28 protein-coding genes and 2 tRNA genes are annotated in these 25,885 nt (G+C 34.1%); 22 read left to right on the top strand and 8 right to left on the bottom strand.

What is annotated here, in order from left to right; translation table 11 throughout:
- Both PMT9312_RS05935 and PMT9312_RS05930 read right to left on the bottom strand, forming a co-directional pair.
- Positions 1-1,641, bottom strand: a complete 1,641-nt coding sequence (locus tag PMT9312_RS05935) for a hypothetical protein (RefSeq protein WP_011376699.1) — start codon at positions 1,639-1,641, stop codon at positions 1-3.
- Positions 1,638-4,610, bottom strand: a complete 2,973-nt coding sequence (locus tag PMT9312_RS05930; RefSeq protein WP_011376698.1) for a hypothetical protein — start codon at positions 4,608-4,610, stop codon at positions 1,638-1,640. The genes PMT9312_RS05935 and PMT9312_RS05930 overlap by 4 nt, the downstream gene beginning before the upstream one ends.
- A 399-nt stretch (positions 4,611-5,009) precedes the next feature.
- Between PMT9312_RS05930 and PMT9312_RS05925 the strand changes: the two genes are divergently transcribed.
- The 5 genes from PMT9312_RS05925 to PMT9312_RS05905 are packed head-to-tail and all read left to right on the top strand — an operon-like array spanning position 5,010 to position 7,914.
- Entirely contained in the window at positions 5,010-5,519 is a 510-nt protein-coding gene (locus PMT9312_RS05925; RefSeq protein ID WP_011376697.1) for a hypothetical protein, read from the top strand.
- 15 nt (positions 5,520-5,534) lie between these two features.
- Positions 5,535-6,119, top strand: coding sequence for an N-acetyltransferase (locus PMT9312_RS05920; RefSeq protein WP_011376696.1), 585 nt, complete (start codon positions 5,535-5,537; stop codon positions 6,117-6,119).
- A gap of 3 nt (positions 6,120-6,122) precedes the next feature.
- On the top strand, positions 6,123-6,899 hold the full coding sequence (locus tag PMT9312_RS05915) for a hypothetical protein (protein ID WP_011376695.1): 777 nt from the start codon (positions 6,123-6,125) through the stop codon (positions 6,897-6,899).
- A gap of 3 nt (positions 6,900-6,902) precedes the next feature.
- Positions 6,903-7,121 carry a hypothetical protein gene (locus tag PMT9312_RS05910; protein WP_036923971.1) on the top strand — a complete coding sequence of 73 codons (219 nt, stop codon included), beginning with the start codon at positions 6,903-6,905 and terminating at the stop codon, positions 7,119-7,121.
- A 4-nt stretch (positions 7,122-7,125) separates the two neighbouring features.
- The gene (locus PMT9312_RS05905; protein ID WP_011376694.1) at positions 7,126-7,914 is read left to right on the top strand and encodes a hypothetical protein; all 789 of its coding nucleotides are present in this window, start codon (positions 7,126-7,128) and stop codon (positions 7,912-7,914) included.
- A gap of 111 nt (positions 7,915-8,025) precedes the next feature.
- Here the strand turns inward: PMT9312_RS05905 and psbA are convergent, their stop codons facing one another.
- The gene (gene psbA, locus PMT9312_RS05900) at positions 8,026-9,108 is read right to left on the bottom strand and encodes a photosystem II q(b) protein (RefSeq protein WP_011375791.1); all 1,083 of its coding nucleotides are present in this window, start codon (positions 9,106-9,108) and stop codon (positions 8,026-8,028) included.
- A gap of 324 nt (positions 9,109-9,432) precedes the next feature.
- On the opposite strand from psbA, the gene PMT9312_RS05895 reads away from it, so the two are divergent.
- The 7 genes from PMT9312_RS05895 (at position 9,433) to PMT9312_RS10105 (ending at position 13,453) form a co-directional block, all read left to right on the top strand.
- Positions 9,433-9,567: a high light inducible protein gene (locus PMT9312_RS05895; protein ID WP_011376693.1), complete on the top strand. Its 135-nt coding sequence runs from the start codon at positions 9,433-9,435 to the stop codon at positions 9,565-9,567.
- Between the two features lie 167 nt (positions 9,568-9,734).
- Positions 9,735-9,860, top strand: a complete 126-nt coding sequence (locus PMT9312_RS09595) for a DUF1651 domain-containing protein (protein ID WP_011376692.1) — start codon at positions 9,735-9,737, stop codon at positions 9,858-9,860.
- Between the two features lie 601 nt (positions 9,861-10,461).
- Positions 10,462-11,328 carry a hypothetical protein gene (locus PMT9312_RS05890; RefSeq protein ID WP_011376691.1) on the top strand — a complete coding sequence of 289 codons (867 nt, stop codon included), beginning with the start codon at positions 10,462-10,464 and terminating at the stop codon, positions 11,326-11,328.
- The gene (locus PMT9312_RS05885) at positions 11,325-11,804 is read left to right on the top strand and encodes a hypothetical protein (RefSeq protein WP_011376690.1); all 480 of its coding nucleotides are present in this window, start codon (positions 11,325-11,327) and stop codon (positions 11,802-11,804) included. Before PMT9312_RS05890 ends, PMT9312_RS05885 begins: the two co-directional genes overlap by 4 nt.
- A gap of 63 nt (positions 11,805-11,867) precedes the next feature.
- Positions 11,868-12,050: a hypothetical protein gene (locus PMT9312_RS05880; RefSeq protein ID WP_036924236.1), complete on the top strand. Its 183-nt coding sequence runs from the start codon at positions 11,868-11,870 to the stop codon at positions 12,048-12,050.
- Position 12,051: 1 nt separating this feature from the next.
- Positions 12,052-12,411, top strand: a complete 360-nt coding sequence (locus tag PMT9312_RS05875; protein ID WP_011376689.1) for a hypothetical protein — start codon at positions 12,052-12,054, stop codon at positions 12,409-12,411.
- A 520-nt stretch (positions 12,412-12,931) separates the two neighbouring features.
- Positions 12,932-13,453: a J domain-containing protein gene (locus PMT9312_RS10105; RefSeq protein ID WP_011376688.1), complete on the top strand. Its 522-nt coding sequence runs from the start codon at positions 12,932-12,934 to the stop codon at positions 13,451-13,453.
- A gap of 95 nt (positions 13,454-13,548) precedes the next feature.
- Here the strand turns inward: PMT9312_RS10105 and PMT9312_RS05865 are convergent, their stop codons facing one another.
- On the bottom strand, positions 13,549-13,935 hold the full coding sequence (locus PMT9312_RS05865; protein ID WP_011376687.1) for a hypothetical protein: 387 nt from the start codon (positions 13,933-13,935) through the stop codon (positions 13,549-13,551).
- A gap of 203 nt (positions 13,936-14,138) precedes the next feature.
- On the opposite strand from PMT9312_RS05865, the gene PMT9312_RS05860 reads away from it, so the two are divergent.
- Positions 14,139-14,453 (top strand): hypothetical protein, encoded by a 315-nt coding sequence (locus PMT9312_RS05860; RefSeq protein WP_011376686.1) that lies wholly within the window; start codon positions 14,139-14,141, stop codon positions 14,451-14,453.
- A gap of 156 nt (positions 14,454-14,609) precedes the next feature.
- On the opposite strand, the gene PMT9312_RS05855 is transcribed toward PMT9312_RS05860, so the two are convergent.
- Both PMT9312_RS05855 and PMT9312_RS05850 read right to left on the bottom strand, forming a co-directional pair.
- Positions 14,610-14,686, bottom strand: a tRNA-Pro gene (locus tag PMT9312_RS05855).
- A 139-nt stretch (positions 14,687-14,825) separates the two neighbouring features.
- Positions 14,826-15,791: a hypothetical protein gene (locus tag PMT9312_RS05850; RefSeq protein ID WP_011376685.1), complete on the bottom strand. Its 966-nt coding sequence runs from the start codon at positions 15,789-15,791 to the stop codon at positions 14,826-14,828.
- 293 nt (positions 15,792-16,084) lie between these two features.
- Between PMT9312_RS05850 and PMT9312_RS05845 the strand changes: the two genes are divergently transcribed.
- From PMT9312_RS05845 to PMT9312_RS10035, 7 genes are all read left to right on the top strand, one after another.
- Positions 16,085-17,764: a hypothetical protein gene (locus PMT9312_RS05845; protein WP_011376684.1), complete on the top strand. Its 1,680-nt coding sequence runs from the start codon at positions 16,085-16,087 to the stop codon at positions 17,762-17,764.
- A gap of 451 nt (positions 17,765-18,215) precedes the next feature.
- On the top strand, positions 18,216-18,728 hold the full coding sequence (locus PMT9312_RS05840) for an adenine phosphoribosyltransferase (RefSeq protein WP_011376683.1): 513 nt from the start codon (positions 18,216-18,218) through the stop codon (positions 18,726-18,728).
- A gap of 141 nt (positions 18,729-18,869) precedes the next feature.
- Positions 18,870-19,559 carry a hypothetical protein gene (locus PMT9312_RS05835; protein WP_011376682.1) on the top strand — a complete coding sequence of 230 codons (690 nt, stop codon included), beginning with the start codon at positions 18,870-18,872 and terminating at the stop codon, positions 19,557-19,559.
- 441 nt (positions 19,560-20,000) lie between these two features.
- On the top strand, positions 20,001-20,165 hold the full coding sequence (locus tag PMT9312_RS09805; RefSeq protein WP_193741829.1) for a hypothetical protein: 165 nt from the start codon (positions 20,001-20,003) through the stop codon (positions 20,163-20,165).
- Between the two features lie 206 nt (positions 20,166-20,371).
- Positions 20,372-21,487, top strand: a complete 1,116-nt coding sequence (locus PMT9312_RS05830; protein ID WP_011376681.1) for a carbohydrate porin — start codon at positions 20,372-20,374, stop codon at positions 21,485-21,487.
- A gap of 165 nt (positions 21,488-21,652) precedes the next feature.
- Entirely contained in the window at positions 21,653-22,807 is a 1,155-nt protein-coding gene (locus PMT9312_RS05825; RefSeq protein WP_011376680.1) for a porin, read from the top strand.
- 130 nt (positions 22,808-22,937) lie between these two features.
- Complete coding sequence (locus tag PMT9312_RS10035; RefSeq protein WP_263890796.1) at positions 22,938-23,072, top strand: hypothetical protein; 135 nt, start codon at positions 22,938-22,940, stop codon at positions 23,070-23,072.
- Positions 23,073-23,460: 388 nt separating this feature from the next.
- On the opposite strand, the gene PMT9312_RS05815 is transcribed toward PMT9312_RS10035, so the two are convergent.
- Entirely contained in the window at positions 23,461-23,568 is a 108-nt protein-coding gene (locus tag PMT9312_RS05815; protein WP_011132751.1) for a high light inducible protein, read from the bottom strand.
- A gap of 522 nt (positions 23,569-24,090) precedes the next feature.
- Positions 24,091-24,162: transfer RNA gene (locus tag PMT9312_RS05810), tRNA-Lys, on the bottom strand.
- Positions 24,163-24,338: 176 nt separating this feature from the next.
- Between PMT9312_RS05810 and PMT9312_RS05805 the strand changes: the two genes are divergently transcribed.
- Positions 24,339-24,452 carry a photosystem II protein Y gene (locus tag PMT9312_RS05805; RefSeq protein ID WP_011376678.1) on the top strand — a complete coding sequence of 38 codons (114 nt, stop codon included), beginning with the start codon at positions 24,339-24,341 and terminating at the stop codon, positions 24,450-24,452.
- An 11-nt stretch (positions 24,453-24,463) separates the two neighbouring features.
- Positions 24,464-25,876: a methylenetetrahydrofolate--tRNA-(uracil(54)-C(5))-methyltransferase (FADH(2)-oxidizing) TrmFO gene (gene trmFO, locus PMT9312_RS05800; protein WP_011376677.1), complete on the top strand. Its 1,413-nt coding sequence runs from the start codon at positions 24,464-24,466 to the stop codon at positions 25,874-25,876.
- The last annotated feature ends 9 nt before the right edge of the window (positions 25,877-25,885 follow it).

The following is a 25,885-nucleotide window of genomic DNA, read 5'->3' as shown; positions in this document are numbered from 1 at the left end:
TTATCCACCTCCCTTCAAGCTTAAGCAAACAATATGTCTACAAGGTCCTTGTCTAAGTTTATGAAATCGAAAATGAGAACAGTCGCATTGCGCATTAATGACTCGGCCATCCAAATCTTTGATAATGGAAGGTTGATTTATTTTTTCATGTGACTCTACGAGACCTTTAAGTTCACGACCCTTGGAAGTTATCTGGTCTGAAATTATCTTGATTTTATTTGACTTGAATATCTCTAAACCTTTTCTTTCCTCTACTCCAGCTTCAGATTGACTTTCAAGATTTAGAGATGGGAAAAGAGCCCGCCAACGATATTTTCCATTTTCAGGATCGAACATGGCTAATCCCTTAATACACAAACTCTGAAGAATTCGACGACAATCTCCAGGGCTCTGATTAATTTTATTTGCTAATTCATCCACGGATAAAGCATTTTTTTTCTTCAGAAGAGTTGATGCATTTTCAATGATATTTGGAGATAAATCAGATGCAGGAGTAATAGCAGAAAACCTTGCTCTCCCTGCCCAGTCTTGTGAAGTCCATCCAGATATACCAATTGTTAAAACTACATCCTCTATCTCAATACTCCAAAAAGATGGCATCCCCGAATCTATTAATCTGACTTTCAATTCTGGAACAATCGATAATAAATTACTCAAAACACGAAGTCTGCGTCTTCCCCAGACTTTAATTTTTCGATTCTCTTCACCTGTATAAAGTTTGTCAGATACTTTATGAATTTCTCCCCAAGGTTGTATTTCTATTTCAGGCTTTTCTCCGGGTTTCATATTAAATACTAATGCTCTTGGACCTTCCCTTTCTCTTTCTGATTCTAATCTTGCAAGAATATCAGCAAGATAAGAAGAAGATAAAGTCAGCTCAACTGGTGCTAAAGATAAAGCTGCCTGCACCTCAACCAATCCTCTTACCCATGATTCTGGGAGATCTATTTTCTTCTCAACAGTAGAAGAAACTCCAGTATCGACTCCAACTGAATCTGAACCTACAGTAAGATGCAAAGGTCTATAGTTTCTAGTCCTTGCAAGTTCCCTTTCAAGCGAGACACTGAAATCTATATTAGTAGTTCCACATGATGGTTTTTTATTAGATTTTGTTGCCGAATGAGGAAGCGATACCCGCGCATATGTAGATTCATCTAATGAAAATGCTTCAAAAAAAGTTGCATCAGGCTGGACGCTTACGATAGGGTCGAGAACATACCAAGCTTGTCGATTATGGGTATAAAGCCATTTCCAAAAAGTGTTTCTTTCCTTAAGAAAATTCTTTGAATCATACTTTTCACCCTTTTCTTTAATCGATTTTAATAGCTTTGTAATTTTATTTTTCTTTTCTAATAAAGCTGGTAATTTTGCTTTTTTCTCTTTAATTTCATCATTTAATTCTTTCAAATATTCTCCTCTAACCCATTCTTGATAAGTAGAATGATCCTTTTCAATTCCTGCATCTTGCATTCTTACTACATTTCCTAAAACAAGCATTAATCGAGCAAATGCATAACTTGGGATAACATCAACATTCAGATAAACAGGAGCTTGATCTAAATCAACACCAAAAGTTACAGAACTATCATTAGGGGAAGATCCTGAAATTGATCTTGTAAAATTTCCAGTAAATGTAGTCATTTATTTCTCCTTGTATTAGTCTTTTCTATTTCAATTCCATCAAATCTAACTCCCTTGATACTGAGGGAAGCGATCCGATTCAGAGCCCATTCTCTATCTCTAATATTTTTACCTTTAGCTAAATTCAATAATGCCTCTATCCTTTTTGGAGAAAGTATTTCTTGATTTTTTATTTTTGAATCCGAATCAAGTCGATCCTTAATTTTTTCCTTAGCCTTTCTATTCCTTCTTCTTGTGATAAGTATTCGATTATCAAAGTCTTCAAAAACTGGATTATCACTTTCTCTTATAAGCAGTTCTTCTGCTACTCTTCCCTGAACTTTATGATCATCAGAGGTTGATAATGAAGCAAGTAATTTTTCATTATTAATTATTTCTGAATTTTTATCCAATAGTTCCAATCCCATATCTCTTACTGTGAAAACTGAACTATCGATAGAGGCAAGAATACAATTACTTAATTCTTCCTTATCAGATAATGATTCTATAAATTTACGGGCTGCAAGAATTGGTTTTGGTAATCCAATCTCGGCAAGTAAAAGCCATTTAGATTGCAAGGCATTTATTTTTAAGAGTTGATCGATTGCAATATCCTGCAATGCTGGATTAGGAACTGCTGCGAGAGCCAAACCAAAAGAAATATCATTTTTTATCCTTGATGGGTTATTTTCAATATATTTTTTTAAAACTTCATGTTGGATATTTCCGCATTTTGAAAGATCCTCAATATTAATTGAATCACCAAACACTTTAAGAAAAGATTTATCTATCAGAACAAGATCTTTAATTTCATTAGAATTATCATTTGCAAGTGCATTCCAAATTATTCGAGATTTCATTGGGCTTGCATTTTTTATGAGAAAATATAACTTTCCTGATGAGGTAAGAGACCATCCATTATCAGTCAGAATATCTACAATTTTTTCATCGCTTAAATAAGGATATTTTTCAAGAAGAATACCTATTAGATCAATTCTGCGAGTCTCCCATTTTTCTCCCAAAAAATATGAAGATGGATGTGTATTTTTCAACCATTGAATCATAGGCTCTATTTGAATTTTTATTGGATCTAAATGTGTATCTTTCAACCACTGGAAAATTCTTTCTATTTGAATTTTTCTTTGATCTAAATCTGAAGAATCTTGATATTTGTTTAATAGTAACCAACCAAATTCCTCAACTTTTTTCTCGCCAGAAATAAAACATTTTATTATGCTCTCTATAAAAATATCGTTGTAACCATAGCCATACCCATAAAGATAACTCTTATTTGATTTACATTTACTAAGAATTACTTCCTCTATTATTTCCAAATTACCTTCAACAAAATTTTTATTTGTAATTATTTCAAAATAAAATGCCAACAAAAGGTTGAAGGGAATTTTATCTAATGAAATTCTCCATATTTCTGATGATTTACTAAATGAATAAAAGGAAGTGACAAGTTCTAATACTTTTCTAAATTTTTCGGCACTATATACATATCTAGGAAGAAACCTTAAATACATTCCAGCAAGAGGAGCTGCTCGCTCAATATTATCTTTGACATTTGCAGAAAAATATTTTTCTAGAGCATTAAAAAGATAGATATTACCCATTCCGGTCCCAACACAACGCACCTCATCAATAAAAATCCCAAATGATTTCATATCACTTCTTTCAAAGAACATCATCCAATTATCTGCAGATATTTGATTAAATAAATCCTTGAAAAACCTTGGAATTGTTTTAAGGGCAATTAATACAAGTTCATCAAAATTAGAAGATAAGGCCAATAAAACATTATTCTTTGTGAGATCTGTAATTATTTGATTATTATCTTTCAATATTTGATAACTAAAATTAAATATCTCGGAAGAATTCCTAACGTTATTAAAAATATCTATAACTTTAGAGATATTTTTATTCCATGCCTCTGAATGCGGGTCAGAACGCTTTTGCTGAAAAAGAGGTAAATAAACGACTCTACTTTTTCTATAACCATCAAGCTCAAGATATTTTCCTGACAATACATAAGCAGGAATAAAAGATTTATTTGTAATTTGTGAATCCCATGAGTCAAATTCAATGAGCATTGTGGATACGACTGAAGTATATAATGCTGGTTTAGTATCTCCTATTTTTTTTAATTCTCTTCGCATACGTCGGGCGAGATAATCAATAGTTCTTCTATTTGGAAGAGGAACAATATCTTTTAACCAGATCAAATTCTCAAAATTAAAGTTGGGGTAATGATATGAATCATGCGATTTAGCTCCTGGATGAACAGATAAACGTGCTAGAGCTTTCCCAAATTCAATTGGCAAAAGTTCGGGATCAAATTTCTTCATCAATGCTTTAAAAGTACCCCAATATCCGAAAGTAAGTGGGGTTGTAGTAAATATTATTTTTACAAGTTCAATATCATTTTTATCTAGCACTTTTGAATCTTTGAACTTATCACTTAATTTTTGAGCAGAAATAAGATTTAATTCATTATTTGGTTCTTCATTATTTATTGCATCAAGCCCCTTAGTAAACCTGACAATAGATGATGTCTTAGATAATGAATCAATCCTTGCAAGAAATGGAACTGGATCATATGTTTCGTCCTTACCTTTATCTAAATAAACACATTTATGATTAGATTTAATAACATCTTTAATTGCATTTAAAAGTAAAGGCACATTTTGAAGACTTTCAAAATCATCACTAACGAGAGAAAAAGAATCAGCCCCTCTCTTAATATTTGAATTAGTCGGTCCTGCATAAAGATAAATTAGCTTTTTTTCAGCATAATAATCCTTGTGAAATACGCTAAAAACCAAATTATCTGATCTTTCAAAGCCATTCTCTTTCTCAACAATATCGTTAACTACCAATATATTTATGGTTGTATCAAGTTGATAGTGGTAACCACCTGCGCTTTGATCATTAGTTGAGACAAGAGAAGTAGCAAATCTTATCTTTGAATTATTAAAGTCCTTCATTTTTTCAGAAAATAGGTTGTACCTGATTTCTACTATCCTTCAGAGATCGGTGCCGATCACTGTAGGCGAAGAATAGGCCTTAGGCCATAAATCGTGGCATGACTACCTGTAGTCGTCCCAGTGCCAAAGATATATGGCCTAAGGCCTATTCTTCGCTGAGAGACATTGGTATCCGATGCCGTTTGAGTGACTTTACTGCTACCCAGGCGAAACACCAGGGTTTAATTGCTAGAAATCAAGTACTTCTAGAAAAGTAGCAAATTTATAGAAATAGTAAATAATATGTTTTCTACAGCGTAAAACTATCTTTGCGTCTTTATTTTTTTCTCTAGTAAGTTAATTGTTAGATTTCTATAAAATATATATAAATATAGAAAGTATAATTTTAATTTTAATTGCATGGATCCTTTAAAAAGGGCTATTACAAATAGAAAGTTATTGGCTCTTTTAGAAGTTATTAAATTATTTATGAAATTTGATAAGGAGATTCCTGCTCAGGTAATTAGTACTTATCTATATGTTGCTACTCATAATAGATGTCATAAAAAAGCTCTCGAGGAAGATCTCAATACATCCTCAGCTTCAGGTTCAAGAAATACTGATTTTTTAAGTCCAACACATAGATTAAAAAAGAAAGGTTTTGCACTGCTAAGGAAAGTTGTTGATCCTTTAAATAGAAAAAGATTAACTCTAGAGTTAACTTATGATGGTATGAAATTAGCAGAAGAATTAGAAGCTATTCTTTATGCACCAGAAGAGAAGCAAGGATTAGAAGCTTTTTCTACAAAATTTTTAGAAGAAAAAGAAATTAAAACTGAAAAAGAAAAAGATATTTATTCATTGATGCAGAAATATAAAGATATTGATCAAGATCTTCTTAGAAAGGCCCTCGGAGAGGAGGAAACTTAAAAAAATTAAAGTAATATGAGCCAAATTCTTGAGATCCTTGAAAGTGATTATTTATCAGACGCCGTGACAACTTTTAGCATAAGTGACTGTTCTGAACTAGAACATGGAGCATTTTTAGAAGGTAAATCGACGGCCACTTGGTATCCAAATTTTGAAGAAGATGATTTTGATACTGTAGAAGTAATAGCTGAAGCTAAAGTTGCCTCAGTATTGCATCAAGGCTATTCTCCCCAAACAATAGAGTTATGGTTAGATAATCATTCTGATGATTTCAACAGTGCAGGAGCATTGCTTTGTGAATTACTTGATTGGGATAGTGAGAGCTTAGATGAAGAGATAAAAACCTGCTCTACAAGAATAATAATCTTAGAAAAATTCGAAGTTAAAGAAAAATATAGGAATAAAGGATTAGGGAAATTTCTTGCCAGAAAAATTCTTTATAGCGCAGCAGCAAAAGGTGAGTGTGTAGTGGTTCAACCTGATCTTGGTAAAGAGAATGGAAATGAACCTGAAAGACTTATAAAGTTTTGGCTTGGTCTAGATAAGGGAATGAAATATTCATCTAAATTCAATTCTATGTATACGAGTATTTTTGAATAATAAATGATACCGAAATCAAAAATTAAATTTTATAGACTACTTAAAGAACATTCTGGAACTTGGTCTGGATCAAATCGAGCAGATATTCATACTATCTCTCAAATTGCTTTCCACATTAAAAGAGAATCATGGCAGGAAGATACAAATTATCTGAATTTTATAGAAGATTTTTATAATCAAGTATCTAGTCCTGAAGGTTTAAAAAATTTCATATTCGAGAAAATAAAAGAAACCTTTGATAAGCAATCTCTAGTTGAATTATTTCAAATCGGGGATACTGGATATTGTAAATATCCAGATATACAAAGTTTCTTGCAAGATTTAAATTGCAAAAATACTATTAAAGAAATCAAGAAATATTGGGTTAGAGCCTGCAAGAGTAATAGTTGGGATAAATACTATGATGCTTGCTATACCTCTCTTAAAGATCCTAAAGATGAATGGGACACAATTTATGATGATCATGAGATAGAAGTTTGGATATATCCCAAATATGAAAAAGAACTAATCGCTCTTGGATATAAAGAAAAGATAGATGAACCTAATAAAGATTTTGAATATTGCACTACTGGCGAATTTCATAGAAGGGAATATATAGATTCGAGATCAGATGTTCTTGTTTTTTGGCATACGCTTCCTTATGGATGGATGGATTGGATGGTTGATTATGAATATTCTGAAGGAGATGATCAGGTATTGAGCTTACCTAAGGCAAAACAAATTTGTGAATTACTTGGCTTAAAAGAGGAATGGATTAAAAGTTTTGGGTATGGTTCTTAACAAATGAAACGATTACTACTCCCACTACTAGCTGCTCTCGCTCTGCCTACTACTGTTGAAGCTAATTGGTTTGGAAAATATGGTTCTAGCAGAGAAGCTTACTTTGCTTGTAGAGATTGGCAAAGTAATAAAAAATCTTTAAGTTGTAAATATGATAAAGAAACAAATCAAGTCCTCGGGTTAAAGGATTATTTTAAGGTAAAGAAAAGATTTAAATATTAATTAAATGAAACCTGTTAGTTGGGAAAGTTTTTATTCAGAATTTGAAGGACAGTTTGATGAGGAACAATCTCTTGGGATTGAATTATTTGATTCTATGGAAGTAAGAGATAAACTTGATAACCTTGGCTACAAAATAAACACCTCAACTTTATTAGACATGTCAAGAATTGGAGAATATTTTCCAACAGTTTCTGATCAGTCTGAAGAATCAGTTATTATGATTTTTCATAAATTACCTTTGGATTTTGATTATGATGAGGGCAATGACTTTATTAAGAAATGGTTTGGTCTACATAAAAAATACATTAGAAGTTTAGATCCATATTTTATGCCTGATGAATCTCATCAGCAAAGTTTAGAAAAGCTTCAAAGTTTAAAAGAATTTGCACAGAATAGATTTAAAGGTGAGGCTCAAGGATGGCTAAATCAGTTAGTAGAAATGACAAAAAAACGAACATATGGACATTACGAAGCTAAGCCAGATGAATATTGGTGGAATCCTAAAGAAGTCGAAGATTGGGAATATCAATGTGCAGCAGCATTAACGGCATCCTGCATCGATGAGTATGAATCAAGGGGAAAAGAATTTGTTACGGAAATGTTGTCAGAATATTTTGCGGCTACAAATTCAATTGGAGAAGTTTTATCCACAAAGATACAAATGCTATTACTGCATTCTTCAATGATTGGGTTTGAGAATTACTTTCTTAACGACTGCAAACTTGGAGGAAATGAAAGTATCAAATTAACAGATGAGATCGTTCTAAAAGCTTTTAATGTAGATCTAAATTAGGTTCTTTCTTTCTCACGATTTGGTTCTCAGTAATAAATATGCATACCCAATTGAAAATTAAACAAAAAAAAGCCCCCAAAAAGGGGGCTTGTAAAATTAAGAACTTTAATCTTAACCGATAGCTGGAGCTGAAAGAGCTACTGTTGTAGACTCAGCTGCTGCTAGATCAAGTGGGAAGTTGTGAGCGTTACGCTCGTGCATTACTTCCATACCTAGGTTTGCTCTGTTAAGAACGTCACCCCATGTAGGAACAATCTTACCGTTTGCATCAACAACTGACTGGTTGAAGTTGAAACCGTTAAGGTTGAATGCCATTGTGCAGATACCCATTGAAGTTAACCATACACAAACAACTGGGAATACAGCTAGGAAGAAGTGAAGACTTCTGCTGTTGTTGAAACTTGCATATTGGAAGATCAAACGACCGAAGTAGCCATGAGCTGCAACGATGTTATATGTTTCTTCTTCTTGTCCGAACTTGTAACCATAGTTCTGAGACTCTGTCTCAGTTGTTTCTCTGATTAGAGATGAAGTAACAAGTGAACCGTGCATAGCTGAGAATAGAGATCCTCCGAACATACCAGCAACACCAGCCATGTGGAATGGGTGCATAAGAATGTTGTGCTCTGCCTGGAAAACAAACATGAAGTTGAATGTTCCAGAGATACCTAAAGGCATTCCGTCAGAGAATGAACCTTGACCGAATGGATATACAAGAAATACTGCGAAAGCTGCTGAAACTGGTGCAGAGTATGCAACACAGATCCAAGGACGCATACCTAAACGGTATGAAAGCTCCCACTGTCTTCCCATGTATGCTGAGATACCGATTAGGAAGTGGAAAATTACAAGCTGGTAAGGACCACCGTTGTATAACCACTCATCTACAGTAGCTGCTTCCCAAATTGGGTAGAAGTGTAGACCAATAGCGTTGGATGAAGGAACAACTGCACCTGAGATGATGTTGTTTCCATATAGGAATGAACCAGCAACTGGCTCTCTAATTCCGTCGATGTCTACTGGTGGTGCTGCGATGAATGCAACGATGAAGCAAGCCGCTGCTGCAAGTAGGCATGGGATCATTAAGACGCCGAACCAACCAACATAAATTCTGTTGTTAGTTGATGTTACCCACTCACAAAACTGTGGCCAACCCTTTAACAGCGAAGAACGCTGCTGCTGAATAGTTGTCATGAGTTCGTTATGTTATTGCCTCTATATGAGACGTTTAAGTAAGAACGGATTAAATATTCCGTCCTAGTAAGCATAGTCCAAAAATTCAATAAATGAGCGGAATAAATCTTATGCCATTGATAAATTATGCTTATCAATTAAATGCATTATTTAAATCTTATTTTTATTGAATAATTGCTCAATTAAAATCGAAATACTTTTAATAAGTTCAACTTATAGGGGGTATGAGGGTAAGTAATTGTACTCACACTTGTAATTTCCTTTTACTAGATTCATTTCAAGATTGCATTAGGAAGCGTCTTAGCTAAACAACCAACCAAACAAATGAACGAAACAAAAACAGTTGAGAAGGAAAAAATTGTAGCTGAGAAGCTCAATGGTAGATTTGCGATGATTGGCTTTATTGCCCTTATTGGCGCATATCTAACAACAGGACAAATTATTCCGGGGTTTGTATAAATGGATTTTATATCTAAAAAACAAGGATATGTACCCCTTAAGTTGGTTCCTTACATATTCTTTGTTGCTGTTGTTTTAAGCATCACAACAACAAATACATTCGTATAGTTTTCAAAACTTACATCGTCATGAAAGTCAGCTAGTAGGGATATGGGCTGACTTTTTTAATGGTTTATGGACTGACTGCTAGGAAAGGCAGCAGGGTAGAAACTGTTGAGGCTGCAAGAAAAGAATATAAACAACTACTAGATGAGGGTTGGAAAAAGACCTCAATTTTTAATTCTTATTTTTAGTTATTGCGGGCGATGCACCATGCAAAGTGCAGCAAGGTATAGCAAATGATCGCCCAGAGATCGCCCAGAGAGTATTTAGGAATCGTGAGAAGTCAATCGGGGCGACAGGATTCGAACCTGCGACCTAGTGCTCCCAAAGCACTTAACAAGCCCATTTGGGCACTATGTCTACAGACCATGACTAAATAGTTGCGGGATATTGCAGGATTTGACATGACAAATCCTGCATTATTTGTCGGCGATTTGTCGGCTGAATTAACCGACATAATTTCCAATAAAAAAGCGAGTCTGGGTAACTCGCTAGTATGACTTGGTTTTTAAGAGTCGGGGCGACAGGATTCGAACCTGCGACCTAGTGCTCCCAAAGCACCCGCCCTCCAATTTGAGACAGTAGGTTAAATAAACAAGTGAGGCTATAGCTTGTTAGTTGCTATATCTACAAAATTACGAGTCTTAAAAATAGGCCAAAGTTATACAAAATTATCCTTAGATATACAATTAATCGCTAAATAATCGCTAACCAAAGACCTATTGCTTTAGGAGCTGTAAAATATCATTGATTGACAGTCGATCTAAAATAAGGGGCAAATCTCTAGAGGTTATGTCAGAAAGTGAAAAAAGACTCTTAAACGAGAAATGGAAATCAGATAAGGCTATTGATATGTGTTCGGAAATTTTATTCAAAATGGATCCATTTGCTAGAGAATTATGGGTAGAGAGATATAAAGATGCCTTTGTCTATTTAAAAAAGAAAGTGGATCGGATTTATCCTGGACAGCCACCTTCTAATGAAGAAAAGATGTATAAAGAAATTCTGGAAGTTTTATTCCAAAAATATGAGGAAAATTTAAAGGATGAAGAATTTAAAGGGGAAAATTATCTTGATATTCCTTTTAAATCTAAACATGAAAATATTTACGAAAAAAGAATTGAGCAAATAAGGGAGGATTTTCCGCCAATCTTAAGTGAAGAAGATGAAGATGCAGAAGAAGATGAAGAATGGATTGAGGAATTAGAAGGTGAACTACAGTCCATCGCAAACAAAGAAGATGAAGATAAAGAATCACTTGAGGATTCAAAACCTAACTCAGATAGGGCATTTAGTGATTCTATTAAAGACTTTTTAAAGGAGAATGGGGCGGTAATAATATCTGCTAATTTCTGGACTCTGGCCGAGATTGCAAGTCAGGTAGATCCTGAGACATGGGAAGAAGACTTTGATCATATTGAGTCTGTAATAAATAACTATAATCTCCTATCAAATAAAGATGATCTTTTAGAGTGGATCAATGAAAAAATTGATTTATACGAAGAGATGGGATATTTAGATAAATTCTTAAAAATTGGAAATAGTGAAGAATGTGATTATCCAGATGCAGAATCATTTTTAGAATCAATTGATTGTGAATATATAATTGGCGTTTTAGACATTTGTTGGGCTAATGCTTGTACAAATAATAAAAAATGAAACGCTTACTACTCCTACTACTAGCTGCTCTTGCTTTACCAGCTGCAGTTAATGCTGAAAAAAATATTTTTTATAGTACGAAGGAAGATCTTATGACAGATATCACCAAAGTGAATATTGATCTTTTATCAGAGACGACTGTATTAAATTCCATAGGCCAAGAAGCACAAGCAAGAATAGGAATACGTTGTAATGGAAATAAATTGAATACTTATATAAAAACTCCAACATACAATGCTGATAATTTAGAGGTTCAATTAAGGTGGGATAAAAATGAACCGAAAATTGCATATTGGAATTATTCAGTTGATGGAACTGCATACTTTCCATACCCACGCGTAACTGATAATGAGCTTAAATTTCATAAATCATTTATAAAAAACATGAGAAATCATGAATCCTTAGTTTTTGGATGGAGTCCATATTCAACTGCTAAAAAGGCTGTAAAATTTGATCTAAAAAAATTAAAGATTTAAATTATATAAGTTCTAAGCTAATACCATCAATGGTTACAAACTTGTAAGAGAAATTATTTACGCATGAAAAACTTATGGACTAAAAGAAACATTATGGACTATCTAAGCCACCCTGATGAGAGCTTGGATAAAAACTATAGCCCAATAAGACAAAAGTATAGAAAGGAGCTTAGAAGAATGGATAAAGAAACCAAAGCTCAAGGTGGTGTAGTTGATTGGAACTATATTCTTAACGACTTTATGTAATATGACTTGCAATCCAATACCAGAAAGACAAGATTGGTTTATCTGTTCAAGAAAACCCATAGTCTGTCCACTTTGCAAGACTAGAGAAGTTAGGCCTTCAATGTTTGGGATGCCAACTGCTGAAGCTGCTCATTCTGGAAAATGGCATATTGCGGGATGCCAACCAGATATGCCAATTCATAGAACTTGGGGCTGCCGTAAATGTGACGCTGCATTTTTTAAAGACACCGATAGAAATATTGCTGCATTAGGTGGTTTAGTTCCGTGGCAATGGCCACCAGAGGAAAGGACTGAAAAAGAAAAAGCTAGATTAGCTATGAAATGGTTTAACGAATGGAAAAAGAACCAAATATCTTTTTAACTGTTGACAGCCGATCTATATTAGAGGGGTAAAGTAGCACCAAAACTTATAAATGTATTTTTAGTTCATAACTGTCGGATTGAATAACTGAGTACACCTATGAACAACTAAGAAAAATCATGCAATTGTCGGCTTTTTGTCGGCTGAAGTAACCGACATAATTTCCAATAAAAAAGCGAGTCTGGGTAACTCGCTAGCATGACTTGGTTTTTAAGAGTCGGGGCGACAGGATTCGAACCTGCGACCTAGTGCTCCCAAAGCACCCAGTACGCAATTTGCGACAGTACCCATAAGAAACAAGTGAGGCTATAGCTTATGAGTTGGTAATACTAGGATTTACTTGAGTCTCAATATTGCTCCAATCTGCAGCAATGTTTAGCATAGATGTGCAAATAATCGCTAAATAATCGCTAAGCTGCAACCTAGTGCTACATAGGTACCAGGTCTCATCTTTTTACAGTGGTTCAAGTTGACAGTCGATCTAACATAGAGGGATAAAAACTTTCTTTTTAGGAATTATTTGACAAAAGACATAGCTTATTATTTATTGATTTTAGGTTTACAATCCGATTTTGACGAGAATGAACTAAAGCAAGCATATAGAAAAGAGGCTAAGAAATGGCATCCTGATTTAAATAAAAATGATGTTAATGCCGAAGAAAGGTTAAAGCTAATAAATGATGCATATGAATTTCTAAGTGGTTATAAAAAACAAGAATTTACTAAAGTTGAAAATATTAGTGTCAACGATATAAACAAAAAATCAACCAAGAGAAATGATGATAGCGTTAGTTCACAAAATAAGAATTCAAGGAAAGAAAAGGCTAAAGGAAAAGATCAAGTTGCTTTGATGAGTTTAGTTGTGTATGTTTCTGTGGCATTAATTCTTCTATTCGCCATAATTACTCGAGCAAGCAAAAGAAATATTTGTTATGCATGGGCAACGTCTGATCTTAGTGATAAAGAGGCAGCTAAAAAACTAGGTGTCAAGGATGCAGCGGTATATTGTTTTTTTAAGGAAAGCATAAATAAAAAAGGATAAGAGTTTTTTGTGAATATTACAAAAACTGAATAAGAAACAAAACGCTTACTTCTAGCACTACTAGCAGCTCAAGCTTTAACTACTGCTGTTGTTGTCTAATCTTTATCTTTAGTTTCGTCCTTTTCAAAAAAGCTACTAATTCCTACATATAACAATAAGAATCCTAATCCAATCCAAAGAAAATTTCCTGAAACTATATCAACCTTAGTTAGTGAATATTCAGGAATAGTATTTGGAAGTTCACCATTAGCTTGAAAATAATTAATATTATCTTCAGAAGGAACATAGTATGTATCACCATCTTTCGAAAACACGTAATCCTTCACATAAATTCGCCAAGGAAGAAAAATAGAATCGGTCACAACTCTTGCTGCATAGCAAACATCTACTGCTCCAGAATCAGTTTCAATTTCAAATCTTTTCAAACCATCTAAACATTTAAGTTCTTCTGATGCACCAAAACTAAAACTTCTCCTAGCCATATCAATCTTTTATTAAATTAACTAATCTAATAAAATTACCAAAATAAGTTTTATTTTTTAGTATTGTTAAGTCAATAGTTATAAGCGTTTAAAGTATTTTTATATTTCTTGATTTTTAAAAACATGAAACGCTTACTACTTGCACCGCTAAGAGTTATTAATTGACAGTCGATCTAAAATAGAGGGATAAAACCCTCTTTTTTATGAGTCCTTTTTTAGATGCTCTTTTAAAACTTGCATTAATTGGTTTTGTAATTAAATTTCTTTGGGATGGATTTGTAAAAGTTCCACAAGAAAAACTTGAGAACCAAGTTAAGTTTTTAATAGCTAGATATGCCGACGCCATTTTGGTACACCCAAATGCAGAAGAGGAAATACAAAGAATCAAGGCTCAGACAGATTGGAGGCTGAATCTTTCTCCTGGGAAATCTGAATATGAAAACTATACAGAAGAAAATAAAGAAATATTAAAAAGGGTTATTAAGAAAATCGAACAATATATTGAAGAAAACAAATGAAACGCTTACTACTTGCACAAGTATGAGCGATTAAGTCGGCAAGGTTATGCAAGGTATAGCAAATAATCGCTATATAATCGCTAAGTCTTATTTTTCTTATACTTGGCAATAAAAAAGAGAGTCTGGGAAACTCTCTTGTATGACTTGGTTTTTAAATGGTCGGGGCGACAGGATTCGAACCTGCGACCTAGTGCTCCCAAAGCACCCGCGCTACCAAGCTGCGCCACGCCCCGCTCATAAGATCTTAGTTCATAAAAGACATCTATAAAAGACCAAATTGCTAAATATTTTATAAAAAATCACTTTTAAGGCTAGAAAACTATTTTTGCAGCTATTTTGTCGTTTGAAAAGTTAGTGATTTGTCGCTTTTTACTAAAACTTTTTGAATTTGGGTACAAAGTCACCTGCGTAAGCATATATTGGCTGATTATGTAAGCTTCTTGGATGACCTGCACCGCCACCGCCACCGCCGCCTTCAACCCAAAGTCCTGCTCCTGAAATACTAAATGCAATTTCTAATCCATTAGTTTCATCACTAATCACAACTGGAGTTGTAGCTTTAAATTGACCAACTAATTTAGTTATCCCACTACAAGTGGTTGCAGTTTCAAACAGATCATTTGTTAAAACAGCTTGTATCACTCCTTGATTAGAACCAGTTGAAACTGTTCTTTGATAGGAATACCTACATTCATCTCTATTATTGAATCCAAGCGCATCACTAAAATCAGCTGTAAAAAATTGAGATGAAGATAAGCTGCTATCAAATTCTCCCTCTGTATCAACCTCTGAAGTCCCTGGTTTTGTATGGAAAGTCCCCCCGTTAGTAGCGTCTGTAGTTATAAAAGATCCTTTTAATTTGATATTTGGATTCATTACAATAAGAAAATATTTATAAGTACCTGAAGGTGGTCTACTACTTGCTGATGGTAGTGCAGATGATTGACCTAAACTCGCTGCTAAGTCTACAGTTGCCCCCGCAGAGGATTCCATTGTCCATACGCAACCATTTGCTTCAGTAAAGGCGAGATTAACATTATCATTAGTTTCGTCAAATGGATTATTTTTGCACATTCCTACTTTGTATAGAGTTATTTCATAACCTTCTGGTGTTTGCAGACAAGCTTTATGTGGATTAACTGCATTGGAAACAATTGAAAAGGGTTGGGAGTGATCTGCACCAACTGCAGCATTACTCATGTCTGCATGTCCAGTAGTACAAGAAACCGTTTCGGCATTCTCTTCCCACTCATTAGATTTAGAGGGTTCAGCATTCAAAAGAAGTCCTAAGATGCTTAGAGACAAAAATAATTTTTTTGATAATTTTGAGTAGTTCATAGATTAAATTAAACTCCTTTAGCCCTATTCTGGAAAACCCCACCTGCTGATCTTTCTAGCAGAACATCATACTTACGTTTTACTGGTTGAGTCATCTATAAAAGACCAAGTTCCTAAATATTTTATAAATAAGAATTAAGTAATTTTAAACTTCAGTAAGATATTTTCTTATTTCTTTAATCTCACTAAAAGGTCTTGATTTTGAGAAATCCTTTCATCTTTTTTAAATTTATCTATGTAATAGGAGTAATATTATAGAAAGATAATTAATCAAACATTAAGAGATTTATGAAATGAAGTTTGCATTTTATTTCTTCATAATTGCTCAAATTTTAAACTCTCTGGTTGTGTTTGCAGAAAAAGTTAAAAAAGGTTCTTCTGAATTTAATTCAATTAATTGGGAAAAGGTAAAAAAAAATAAATATAAACCAGAAGGAGATATTATTTGGAATCCTTACAAAGGGGAAGAAAATTATTTTAAAAATGAAGAAGATTTTCAGTCTATGGGAGGCAAAGGAGCGTGGATGGAACCTCCAACTTGGCAAGATCGTACCTTGCGGTTTTCCTTTGAGGAAATTGACATGCCCGATGCTGGCGAACACATGGGTTTGTATGGTATAGGGGCTTACGATCGTCTCAACCCTTGGCTGTATGGTGGCATAACTCTTTACGGTGCTGCTAGCGGACGCCGTGGCGGGTTCTTTACTGGGGGCTATACCTTGGGTGTGGAAAGTCAATTAACTGATAACTTAATTCTTGATGCCGGAGGCTATGTGGGTGCCGGCGGCGGGGGCGCCGCAGCGCAAGGAGGAGGGTTGCATATCCGACCCCATATCGGTCTCAAGTACGACTTTATCTGGAGCTTACTAGGCCTGAATTATAGCTATGTAGACTTCCCTAACGGAGACATTTCCAGCGATGCAATTGCTCTTTCGCTCGATTTCCCCTTCAGTTCACCGATATTCAGTTGGGAAAATGATGGGCTTACTGCTGTCGATTATTTTGGATCCGACTGGAGAAATTTAAGCCGCCATCGATCACATCTAGCCGCCCGTTTTCGCACCTATTCTCCCTCCAGCGGCAGCAGAACCACCTCAGGTGCATCGCTTGATGATTCATTGGGACTGGTCGGAGTAGAGTATTCTTACTTCCTTGATGATAACTGGTTTGCTACCTTTGAAACTGCCGGTGCCTTATCAGGTGGGGTGGGTGGGTACGCTGAACTTTTGGCTGGGCTAGGCTATCGCCTCCCGCTAACTAAAGATGATCGTTTAGCTCTACTTCCCGCCCTAACCATAGGAGGTGCCGGTGGCGGGGAGGTCGAAACCGGGGGAGGATTTGTTGCCCGAGCAAATCTAGGATTAGAATACCGATTTTCTCCTCATCTCAGTCTAATTATGGATGGCGGTTATCTATCCGCTCCAGATGGCAATTATGAAGCACCATATGCCGGATTCAATTTGGCATATGTTATGGAAACATTTGCTCAGGATCAAAAAGGAGATCCCTTAACGGAATCAGAACTTATACAAACTACCAAATGGCGTTTTCGCCCTGCGCACCAATGGTATTTTAATGCGCAACGTAGATATGGATCTTCTCGCGATATGCAACTATTAGGAGGTAAAATCGACTGGATGATAGGTGATTGGGGGTATTTAACAGGACAAGGATTAAGCGCGTATGCAGGAGGAGCCGGTGGCTATTCAGAGGGACACTGGGGTGTAGGTGTTCTTAGCCCGAGCTGGAAGAACTGGCAACTCTATGGCGAAATGCTAATAGGTGCCGGAGGGGGAGGAGGCGTTGATAGCGGTAGCGCCTTGTTGTATAAACCTAGTGTCGGGTTAGAGTACAAACTAACTAAGGACTACAGCCTGCAAACTGGCATAGGAAAAGTGATTTCTAAAAATGGCAATCTTGATGCCAATATCTTTGAAGCTAATCTGGTTTGGCGTTTTAGGACCTCAAAATAGAGTTCCAAGCCTCGGAGTTAGTCTGGAAATAAAGTTGGGACAACAGAGTCAACGTATTTCGAGTCGTGTTAATAATAAATATCACTTTATAGCAAAGGCACCCACGCTACAAAAGTTTTTTTTCTCTCGCTTTATAGCTCGTAAACAAAATAAGAAGGTTTTTATTTGAATCAGTCTATTTTGTAAAAAGTATGCTTCCAAAGAAGCCGAGCTACCAAGTTGCGCCAGGCCTGACTCATATGATTGTATTTAAAAATCATCCATAAAAGACCAAACTGCTATAGATATTTTTAGGTATGAATATCTATTCTTGAAAAAATTGATTACCTTTTCTATTAAAATATAAAATTATTTCAACACTATTTTTTAAGGTTGAAAAAATAATTTTCGCTAGAATTACATGAAAGTAAGATTTATATTAGATAGGTCATAAAGATTCTCAAATTAATTTATGGAAAAACTTGAGAAATTGATTTCTACTTATGAAAACTATCCAAAAGCCGGGGTGAGTTTTAAGGATGTTATTGAAATTGTTCAACACCCTTCAATTTTTCGACAATTAATTTTAGAAATGGCGAAAAGTAAAATCATAAAAGAAGCTGAAGCATTAATTTCTATAGACGCAAGAGGTTTTATTTTTGGTTCCGCAATATCTATACAGGCTGCAAAACCAATGATAGTTGCAAGAAAACCTGGCAAACTTCCAGGAGAATTAGTTACAAAAAAATATAGTTTAGAGTATGGCGAGAATTCCCTTTCAATTCAGAAAAAAGCACTTAAAAAATATAACTCTTTTGCAATTATTGATGATCTATTAGCAACTGGGGGAACAGTTAATTGCGTTTCTGAGCTAATAAATAATAATAATAAGAAAGTTGTAGGTCTTTTAGTAGTGGCTGAATTAAGCAAGTTTGATGGAAGATCGAGATTTAATTTCCCAGTCGAATCATCAATTCTTTTTTGAAAATAAATAAAGTTTTCAATTTAAAAAATTTAATCATGAAGATCAATATTGAAGTTTTTAAAAAGTCTTGAAAAACACATAGTGTAAATCTAATATGAACTTACTAATAAATTTAATTTACATTTCAATTCTTTATTTTGAATGACTAAAGAAATTAAAACTCCCTGGGGGAAAATAATTCCAGAAGTTAATCTATTTCCTATATATTATTTGCTGTTTATTTATTGTTTTGTATATATCCTTCCTTATGGGAAATTTTATATTGGAATAAGTTGGTTTGATTGGCTTAGAAGCGAAGATGGCCCGCTTGAGTGGATTCAGTTTATCGAATATGCTTTTTCATCTTTATTAGCCTTTTTGATTTTCTTTAGACAAAAAAAAAAGAAAGAAGTTAATAGTATTATTTGGTTTTTGATTGCTTTTTTATCATTTTTAATTGCCGGAGAGGAAATAAGCTGGGGTGAAAGATTAACTGGCATTGGAATTAATTCAATAGCAAATTTAAATGTTCAAGGGGAAACTAATTTTCATAATTTACCTTTCTTTCATAATTATTTGTTAGATCCAATTTTTGAAATAAGTTGTATATTTCTTGGATGGTTTGGGTGGAGAAAATTCAAGAGGATTAATGCCTTCCCTTCTAAAGATTTATCTTTATTTTTTTTATTTGTCGCATTGTTTTACTTTTATTTTGATATTTCTTGGGCTTCAACAACAGAACAAATAAGAAATGACCAGGAAATATTTGAGTTCTTATTGTCAAGCGGAGTTTTTTTTCATTGTTTAAAAAATTTTAAAAAAGTTATAATCACCAAAACCCTAAGAACTTAATAAAGTTAGTTTAAATTAACATTTACTCTATATGGATAATAAATCAGCTTATTTAAAGCTTATCTAAGTTTGATTTAAATAATTAATAAGGTTAGGATTACTAACTTCAATAGATTAAATCATTCCTATTGATCCAGCAGTGTAACCTACAACAACAAAAAAAATAAATTCAAGTAAATCTCTTGGTAATGAATTAAAAATTAAATTAAATTGAGTCATTTTACCTTGTGCTCCTCAGGTTTTTAGAATTTCTGAAAATATAACTAATAATTTTTTCTATTGAGGAGTAAATAAGAGTTTTTTTCTTTTTTCTAAAGATTTCAAAAAAATAACTCTTAAAAATGCAGAGATAACTAAAAAAACCTTAATTAAAAATCTTATATAAACGTTACTGCTGAAAATCTTTTTAAATGCTATATTTCTAATAATCAAAAATCTCGTATGGATTATAAGAAGAAATCCTTAAATAAATTATCTAATAATTCAAGCTATGAAGAGATTGATACCAGACTAGCTTCTGGGTGGTACGTTGATTCAGTTGATAATAGTAAAAAGAAAAAATATAGAACAAAAAAAGTCTCGTTTAAAATTTCAAAAAAAATATAATATAATTTTTTCCAATAATTTACCATCCAAATCTGCATATACATTTGTATAAATACCCCCATTCTGTAAAAAAAATTTTATAGATTTTGATTGTTTAACTTAAGAAACTGGCACAAATCTTTCAAAAATGTAGTCTTTGATACTTGATTTTGTATGCCCAAATACACTATCTTGAGGTGTACTCTAAAATTTCGTGTGAGGAATTTATGAAGCTTTTCAAAAGCTTGCTAGTAGCACCAGCCACTTTAGGACTTCTAGCTCCTATGGCTGCTACAGCAAACGAAGTCACTATTAATGACTTTAACCCTGCTGAAGAACTTGCTATTACAAATAGCCGCGTAGATGGTTTAGAAGCAAGATTTAATAACTTTGAAGCTGGTAGCTTCTCAGAAACAACATCAGCATCTTTCTCTGTTGACTTCGCCATTGGTTCTAACGATGACGATGACGCAGGTGTTGATACAGACGATGCTGTCCAAGCTGGTTACGCTTTCCAGATCGATCTAAATACAAGTTTTACAGGTGAAGATTCACTTGACATCGCTATAGACGCTGGTAACCCAGGTGCTGGCAGTATTAACGATCTATTAGACTTAAACTCAGCTGGCGATGGCCTTACTGTTGATGGCGTAACTTACACTTTCCCAGTTGGCGACAAAGCAACAGCTTTCTTCGGTCAAAATACTGATGGTAACAAGCTATTTACTCAAGCTTGTGTATACGGTGGACCAAGTGACTTGCTAGATGATTGCGGAAACGTAAATGCTGGAATCACTGGTGGTGCAGTAGGTCTTGGAGGTTCTTATGACTTCGGTAATGGCTTTACAATGGCTGCCGGAGCTCAAACAGTACAAGCTAATGTATTCACTGAAGAGGGTGATGATCAATACGCAATTAACGCAGCTTATACAGCTGATAAGTACGCTCTTTCAGTAACCTATGGTGTTGATGAAAATGCCGCTCTAACAGACGAGAATAAATTCACAGCACTGCAGGCTTACTACACTCCTGATGGTAATCTTCCTTCAATAAGTGTTGGTTATGAATTCGGAGACATAGGTGGAGCAGCAGATGGTGCTGATGAACAGTCAAGCTTCTTTGTTGGTTTAACATGGGCTGAAGTAGGTCCAGGATCTGCTGGAATTGCTGCTGGTCACAGTAATACTAATGAAAGTGCTGATGAGTTGTATCAGTACGAAGCATACTATGCTTACCCAGTAAACGATAGTATGACAATTACTCCATTAATCTATACTCAAGATGCTGCGGGTGATTTAGATGACACAACTGGAATGATGGTCAAGACATCATTCAAATTCTAAATTTATTAGTTTAATTTAGAAACCTCCAATACACAGAAAAGACCTGCTTATGCAGGTCTTTTTTTGTCTTCAAAGGGACAAATTTCTTTTTGTCTATAACTACTTGTTATTATTTTATTTATCATTTAACTTTAAGTATATTTAATTTCTGTGTGAGGAATTTTTATGAAACTTTTTAAGAGCTTACTAGTAGCTCCTGCAACTTTAGGCCTATTATCACCTTTTTCTGTAAGCGCTAGTGAAGTAAATCTCAGTGAAATTTCAAACTACTCTAATCTTGAGAGTATTGAGTTTGCTAATTCGTTTGGCAATGAAGATTCAAACAATACACTACTTGCTGGTGGAGAAGGATTAGTTGATGATCATAGTCATGACGGTGGGTTTTCAGAAACAACATCAGCATCTTTCTCTGTTGACTTCGCCATTGGTTCTAACGATGACGATGACGCAGGTGTTGATACAGACGATGCTGTCCAAGCTGGTTACGCTTTCCAGATCGATCTAAATACAAGTTTTACAGGTGAAGATTCACTTGACATCGCTATAGACGCTGGTAACCCAGGTGCTGGCAGTATTAACGATCTATTAGACTTAAACTCAGCTGGCGATGGCCTTACTGTTGATGGCGTAACTTACACTTTCCCAGTTGGCGACAAAGCAACAGCTTTCTTCGGTCAAAATACTGATGGTAACAAGCTATTTACTCAAGCTTGTGTATACGGTGGACCAAGTGACTTGCTAGATGATTGCGGAAACGTAAATGCTGGAATCACTGGTGGTGCAGTAGGTCTTGGAGGTTCTTATGACTTCGGTAATGGCTTTACAATGGCTGCCGGAGCTCAAACAGTACAAGCTAATGTATTCACTGAAGAGGGTGATGATCAATACGCAATTAACGCAGCTTATACAGCTGATAAGTACGCTCTTTCAGTAACCTATGGTGTTGATGAAAATGCCGCTCTAACAGACGAGAATAAATTCACAGCACTGCAGGCTTACTACACTCCTGATGGTAATCTTCCTTCAATAAGTGTTGGTTATGAATTCGGAGACATAGGTGGAGCAGCAGATGGTGCTGATGAACAGTCAAGCTTCTTTGTTGGTTTAACATGGGCTGAAGTAGGTCCAGGATCTGCTGGAATTGCTGCTGGTCACAGTAATACTAATGAAAGTGCTGATGAGTTGTATCAGTACGAAGCATACTATGCTTACCCAGTAAACGATAGTATGACAATTACTCCATTAATCTATACTCAAGATGCTGCGGGTGATTTAGATGACACAACTGGAATGATGGTCAAGACATCATTCAAATTCTAAATTTATTAGTTTAATTTAGAAACCTCCAATACACAGAAAAGACCTGCTTATGCAGGTCTTTTTTATTTTTCAAAAAATATCTAGGCATATAATTGCTATTATTATTAATGTTTATAGAAAAGTTTGTTACATGTCTCCTATATTTAGATGTTTAATTTGTAGGAAAGATATAGAAAGATCTACTAAATCATATTGGAATAAAAAGGGACATTTGTTATGTTCGACTTGTTTAGATCAAATGCATGAAAAATATGGAAAAGAATAATCTAATTTATCTTAATTTTGTTTGTCTAAAAATAATCCAACCTTATAAATATAGAGAGATATTTGATAAGAGAAAATTACAAAAAGTGAACTTATTAAATTATTAGATTAAAAAATAATTTGAAAGTTATTAGTAAACTCTTCTTAAGTTAAAAAAAAATAATTTGAAAGTTATTAGTAAACTCTTCTTAAGTTAAAAAAAAGACCAGTATTGTTAATAAATTATCTTCGAGTAAATTAAAATAAAAAAAAATCTAAACATAGGGAAAGGATAGGGTTTGTTAAAACATTATCTATTCACCTTTTTTAGATTATTCAAAATAATTGATAGACTACAAATATTTATTTTTTTGTAATCTATCAATTTAAACGACTAATGTCCTTATGATTTAGAACCAGCCAGGGATGATTTGGCCAGTTGTTACGTAAGCACCAACAGCTGCTACAAAACCTAACATTGCTGCCCAACCATTAAAACGTTCTGCTTCTGGAGTCATGATGAAAAAAATAATATTTGTAAATGATTGTAACAGCATTTATGAAGCTTTGTAAAGTATTTTGCAGTTTCATTCTTATAAGTATTTATTTTAATTTGTCGAAAGCCCTGGAATATAGCAATATTGACACATAAATGTGCCACTGTTCTAATCATCAGAAGAATTTATTAAAACTCTTCATTTGTTAGAGCATTTTTTGTATTAAATGAAATAAGATAAGTATCTTTCTATTTATGGTTGAGGTTTATCGCTTTTTTTATATTTATTGCCTTGTCTATAATGATTCCTTTTCCATTTAATTGGAATTAGCGATGTATTGTATTTTAGAGCTATGCCTTAATAAATTGATTGTTTTGCCTTTTTCAATTTTTATAAATTCTTGTGGAGCAAATAAACAGATCAAATCTTTTTTATAGATCAATTTATTTTGTATATTTGCAGGAAGTAATAAGTTCCAGTTTTGTAAAAGTTTGAATTTATTTTTATAGGTTAATTAAAAAAAGAACTCAAATATATGAAATGTGGGTCGCCTGAGATTCGAACTCAGGACCAGCCGGTTAAAAGCCGGATGCTCTACCACTGAGCTAGCGACCCATTTTGTAAAATTGAGTACATATGAAATTATCCCTTTTTAAGGTAAAAAAAACAACTTATTATCGTAACTTGAACAATTGAAATACATTTCTTAACTTATTAACTAAAAAATTAAGAATTCTCTCTTTATTTGAAGTTAATAGGTAAGATATTTTTAAATAACAGAATTTTTTCAGATGTTAAGAGCTATTGTCGTTTTTGCCCCAATAATTGCTGCAGTTGCATGGGTTGTTTTCAATATTCAAAAACCAGCAAGAGAGCAATGGGATAGACAATTCGGAGAGAAATAAAAATTAATTAATTGATAGATAAAGAGGTAATTGTAATAGGAGCAGGTCTTGCAGGTTCTGAGGCTGCTTGGCAGATAGCAAATGCTGGAGTACCAGTTAAACTAGTTGAAATGAGGCCTTACAAATCAACTCCAGCTCATCATACTGGTGAATTTGGAGAATTGGTTTGTAGTAATAGTTTTGGTGCAATAAGTGCGGATAGAGCTGCAGGTTTATTGCAAAAAGAATTAAGAATTTTTAATTCATTAATAGTTCAAACAGCAGATAAATTTGCGGTTCCAGCTGGAGGTGCCTTGGCTGTAGATAGATCTAAATTTAGTAATGCTTTGACTGAAACTTTATCTAATCATCCTTTAATTAATATAAAAAGAATTGAACAACTTGATCTCCCTAGCAAAGAAAATATAACCATCCTCGCTACTGGTCCATTAACTTCAGATGATTTGGCATATAAAATTCAAGATTTTACAGGTATTGATGACTGTCATTTTTTTGATGCGGCTAGTCCAATTATTTATGGAGATTCTATTGATCACGAGATTGTCTTCAAAGCAAGTAGATATGATAAAGGAGATCCGGCATATTTGAATTGCCCTATGGATAAATATGAGTACACCAATTTCAGAAACCAATTAATTGAAGGAGAGCAAGCTAATTTAAAAGATTTTGAAAAAGAATCTGCTAATTTCTTTGAAGCTTGTTTGCCAATAGAAGAAATTGCCAGAAGAGGAATTGACACCATGAGATATGGACCTTTGAAATCTATTGGGTTGTGGAATCCAAAATGGGGAGATCTATTTGATAGGGATAATAGATTAAAAAAAAGACCCCATGCAATTGTTCAATTGAGGAAAGAAGATTTAGAGGGGAAATTACTTAATATGGTAGGCTTTCAAACAAACCTTAAGTGGTCAGAGCAGAAAAGAATATTTAGGATTATTCCTGGTTTAGAAAAGGCTGAATTTGTTCGTTTTGGAGTAATGCATAGAAATACCTTTTTAGAGTCTCCAAAATTGCTTTTGCCAACATTACAATTTATGAAAAGGGAAAGTCTTTTCGCAGCTGGTCAAATAACGGGTACTGAGGGTTATGCAGCAGCAGCGGCAGGAGGACTGTTAGCAGGTATTAATGCATCTTTAATTGCTAAGGGTGAAATAGCTGTAACTTTTCCTGATGAATCAATGATTGGCTCTCTTATGAACTTTATAAGTAATAGAAATAAAATAATGTCTAGTCAGAAAAAAAACAAATTTCAACCTATCCCTGCTTCATTTGGCTTGGTTCCAGAATTAACTAAACGAATAAAAGATAAAAGATCAAGGTATATTGCTTATCAACAGAGATCTGTTGACGTACTAAATATTTTTAAAAGAAAATTAGATTATATTTTTAATAAAGATCACACACTTGTCAAAATTAATTAAAATAAGCTA

Origin of the sequence: Prochlorococcus marinus str. MIT 9312, from assembly GCF_000012645.1 — a bacterium.
GTDB lineage: Bacteria > Cyanobacteriota > Cyanobacteriia > PCC-6307 > Cyanobiaceae > Prochlorococcus_A > Prochlorococcus_A marinus_L.
This window is presented reverse-complemented; position numbering and strand designations above follow the sequence as displayed.

Excerpts from the sequence above, each read along its gene's own strand:
- PMT9312_RS05935 (WP_011376699.1), bottom strand. The coding sequence starts at position 1,641 with ATGACTACATTTACTGGAAATTTTACAAGATCAATTTCAGGATCTTCC.
- PMT9312_RS05930 (WP_011376698.1), bottom strand. The coding sequence starts at position 4,610 with ATGAAGGACTTTAATAATTCAAAGATAAGATTTGCTACTTCTCTTGTC.
- PMT9312_RS05925 (WP_011376697.1), top strand. The coding sequence starts at position 5,010 with ATGGATCCTTTAAAAAGGGCTATTACAAATAGAAAGTTATTGGCTCTT.
- PMT9312_RS05920 (WP_011376696.1), top strand. The coding sequence starts at position 5,535 with ATGAGCCAAATTCTTGAGATCCTTGAAAGTGATTATTTATCAGACGCC.
- PMT9312_RS05915 (WP_011376695.1), top strand. The coding sequence starts at position 6,123 with ATGATACCGAAATCAAAAATTAAATTTTATAGACTACTTAAAGAACAT.
- PMT9312_RS05910 (WP_036923971.1), top strand. The coding sequence starts at position 6,903 with ATGAAACGATTACTACTCCCACTACTAGCTGCTCTCGCTCTGCCTACT.
- PMT9312_RS05905 (WP_011376694.1), top strand. The coding sequence starts at position 7,126 with ATGAAACCTGTTAGTTGGGAAAGTTTTTATTCAGAATTTGAAGGACAG.
- psbA (WP_011375791.1), bottom strand. The coding sequence starts at position 9,108 with ATGACAACTATTCAGCAGCAGCGTTCTTCGCTGTTAAAGGGTTGGCCA.
- PMT9312_RS05895 (WP_011376693.1), top strand. The coding sequence starts at position 9,433 with ATGAACGAAACAAAAACAGTTGAGAAGGAAAAAATTGTAGCTGAGAAG.
- PMT9312_RS09595 (WP_011376692.1), top strand. The coding sequence starts at position 9,735 with ATGGTTTATGGACTGACTGCTAGGAAAGGCAGCAGGGTAGAAACTGTT.
- PMT9312_RS05890 (WP_011376691.1), top strand. The coding sequence starts at position 10,462 with ATGTCAGAAAGTGAAAAAAGACTCTTAAACGAGAAATGGAAATCAGAT.
- PMT9312_RS05885 (WP_011376690.1), top strand. The coding sequence starts at position 11,325 with ATGAAACGCTTACTACTCCTACTACTAGCTGCTCTTGCTTTACCAGCT.
- PMT9312_RS05880 (WP_036924236.1), top strand. The coding sequence starts at position 11,868 with ATGAAAAACTTATGGACTAAAAGAAACATTATGGACTATCTAAGCCAC.
- PMT9312_RS05875 (WP_011376689.1), top strand. The coding sequence starts at position 12,052 with ATGACTTGCAATCCAATACCAGAAAGACAAGATTGGTTTATCTGTTCA.
- PMT9312_RS05865 (WP_011376687.1), bottom strand. The coding sequence starts at position 13,935 with ATGGCTAGGAGAAGTTTTAGTTTTGGTGCATCAGAAGAACTTAAATGT.
- PMT9312_RS05860 (WP_011376686.1), top strand. The coding sequence starts at position 14,139 with ATGAGTCCTTTTTTAGATGCTCTTTTAAAACTTGCATTAATTGGTTTT.
- PMT9312_RS05850 (WP_011376685.1), bottom strand. The coding sequence starts at position 15,791 with ATGAACTACTCAAAATTATCAAAAAAATTATTTTTGTCTCTAAGCATC.
- PMT9312_RS05845 (WP_011376684.1), top strand. The coding sequence starts at position 16,085 with ATGAAGTTTGCATTTTATTTCTTCATAATTGCTCAAATTTTAAACTCT.
- PMT9312_RS05840 (WP_011376683.1), top strand. The coding sequence starts at position 18,216 with ATGGAAAAACTTGAGAAATTGATTTCTACTTATGAAAACTATCCAAAA.
- PMT9312_RS05835 (WP_011376682.1), top strand. The coding sequence starts at position 18,870 with ATGACTAAAGAAATTAAAACTCCCTGGGGGAAAATAATTCCAGAAGTT.
- PMT9312_RS09805 (WP_193741829.1), top strand. The coding sequence starts at position 20,001 with ATGGATTATAAGAAGAAATCCTTAAATAAATTATCTAATAATTCAAGC.
- PMT9312_RS05830 (WP_011376681.1), top strand. The coding sequence starts at position 20,372 with ATGAAGCTTTTCAAAAGCTTGCTAGTAGCACCAGCCACTTTAGGACTT.
- PMT9312_RS05825 (WP_011376680.1), top strand. The coding sequence starts at position 21,653 with ATGAAACTTTTTAAGAGCTTACTAGTAGCTCCTGCAACTTTAGGCCTA.
- PMT9312_RS10035 (WP_263890796.1), top strand. The coding sequence starts at position 22,938 with ATGTCTCCTATATTTAGATGTTTAATTTGTAGGAAAGATATAGAAAGA.
- PMT9312_RS05815 (WP_011132751.1), bottom strand. The coding sequence starts at position 23,568 with ATGACTCCAGAAGCAGAACGTTTTAATGGTTGGGCAGCAATGTTAGGT.
- PMT9312_RS05805 (WP_011376678.1), top strand. The coding sequence starts at position 24,339 with ATGTTAAGAGCTATTGTCGTTTTTGCCCCAATAATTGCTGCAGTTGCA.